Annotated in this window: 2 protein-coding genes and 1 pseudogene; 1 reads left to right on the top strand and 2 read right to left on the bottom strand. The window is 75.0% G+C overall.

All coding sequences use genetic code 11. The annotated features are described in order from the left end of the window. Positions 1 to 202: pseudogene (locus E4099_RS33795) on the bottom strand (TerD family protein); the annotation flags it as partial. A 64-nt stretch (positions 203 to 266) separates the two neighbouring features. Here E4099_RS33795 and E4099_RS31680 point away from each other — a divergent pair. After that, entirely contained in the window at positions 267 to 614 is a 348-nt protein-coding gene (locus E4099_RS31680; protein ID WP_135342538.1) for a sterol-binding protein, read from the top strand. A 129-nt stretch (positions 615 to 743) separates the two neighbouring features. On the opposite strand, the gene E4099_RS31685 is transcribed toward E4099_RS31680, so the two are convergent. After that, complete coding sequence (locus tag E4099_RS31685) at positions 744 to 1,601, bottom strand: ABC transporter ATP-binding protein (RefSeq protein ID WP_135342539.1); 858 nt, start codon at positions 1,599 to 1,601, stop codon at positions 744 to 746. Positions 1,602 to 1,839: the final 238 nt, after the last annotated feature.

Raw genomic sequence — 1,839 nt, forward strand, 5'->3', positions numbered from 1 at the left:
CCCCCGCCCCCGAGGGGTCCGGCCCGGGCCCCTCGGGGGCGGGGGCGACCGCCGTCTCCCCGACGCCACCCGGGTCCGGTGCGGGACCCTCCGCCGGGGCGGTCGGCTGCGGCTCCTGCCGGCCGGTCGGCGCCTGGGGGCGCGGCCCGGGCCACGGCCGCGGGCCGACCTGCGGCTCAGGGGGCGGCATCGGCTCGTTCATGCCCTGACGCTACCGCGAATCGGGCGTTCTTCGTGGTACGGCCCCTGGGGTACGGTCAGTGACCATGGCGACCATCGAGGAGTGCCGGGGCGCGCTCGACCAGCTGGCGGAGAACCTCGCGAAGGCGGACGGCGGACTGCGCGACGCCGCGGCACGGGACCGCTCACTCAGCTGCCGGATCACCGATCTGGACATCACCTTCACCGGCCGTCTGACGGGGGGCCGACTGGCCGACGTGACGCCGGTGCCGGGCCCGCCGCCCTCTCGGGCCGACATCCGGTTGGCGATGACCGGTGACGATCTGCTGGCCCTGGTGGCCGGGGAGTTGCACTTCGCCCGTGCCTGGGGATCGGGCCGGATCAAGCTGGAGGCGGGCCTGCGGGATCTGATGCGGCTGCGGAAGCTGCTCTGACCCCCGGCCCGGGACCTGTTCCGGCCGACACCGAGCCGTCACCGCACCACGGGCGGCCGCACGACGCCGCTCACGCCGCGCGCCGTGCGGCGCCGCTCGATCCGTAGCCCTCCCGGCGCCCTCCGTGGGTCACCGTGGTGCGGGGCCGTCCGCCCTGTCCGTCGCGCGCCGGGTACGGGCCGCGCGGGCCGCCGGGATCACCAGCGGGGTGCCGGTCTCCGGGTCGGGGATGACCTGGCAGCGCACCCCGAAGACCTCCTCGACCAGCCCGGCCGTCACCACCTCGCCCGGCGCGCCCTCGGCGAGGATCCGGCCGCCGCGCATCGCGATGAGGTGGGTGGCGTAGCGGGCGGCGTGATTGAGGTCGTGGAGGACGGCGACCAGGGTGCGGCCCTGCTCCTCGTGGAGCTGGGCGCACAGGTCGAGCACCTCGATCTGGTGCTGGAGGTCCAGATAGGTGGTGGGCTCGTCCAGCAGGAGCAGCGGGGTCTGCTGGGCGATGGCCATGGCGATCCAGACCCGCTGCCGCTGACCGCCGGAGAGTTCGTCCACGTACCGGTCGGCGAGCGCGTCGATCCCGGTGGCGGCCATCGACTCCGCCACGATCCGCTCGTCCGTCGCGGACCACTGACGCAGCAGGCCCTGGTGGGGATAGCGGCCCCGGGCCACCAGGTCGGCGACGGTGATCCCGTCCGGTGCGATGGAGCTCTGCGGCAGCAGGCCGAGGGTGCGCGCGACCTTGCGGGCGGGCAGGGTGCCGATCGCCTGACCGTCCAGCAGCACCGCGCCGGCGGCCGGCTTGAGCATGCGGGACAGGGCGCGCAGCAGGGTGGACTTGCCGCAGGCGTTGGGCCCGACGATCACCGTGAACGAGTGGTCGGGGATGGTGACGGACAGGTCCTCGGCGACCGTGCGGCCGTCATAGGCGAGGGTCAGTCCCTCCGCGGTGAGCCGCTGGCGGGTGGCCGGAGTGGCGGTGGCAGACACAGGCGATCAGATGTCCTTAGAGGATCGTCGGAGGTTCGTCAAAGGCCGGACGGGTCCGGCACGGTGGCGCCCCCGGAGGGGGCGCGGGGAACGGCGCGACCAGCCCCGGACGACCCGCGGCCGGCACTCCCCCAAAGCGCCGAGACCGTCCCCCCGAAGGGGCGCGAGGAACAGCACGACCAGCCGCGGACGACCCGCGGCCGATCGAGCGCCCCCACCCGGCCGGCCCCCTCATATC

It is taken from the genome of Streptomyces palmae, from assembly GCF_004684805.1.
GTDB classification, from domain to species: Bacteria; Actinomycetota; Actinomycetes; order Streptomycetales; family Streptomycetaceae; genus Streptomyces; species Streptomyces palmae.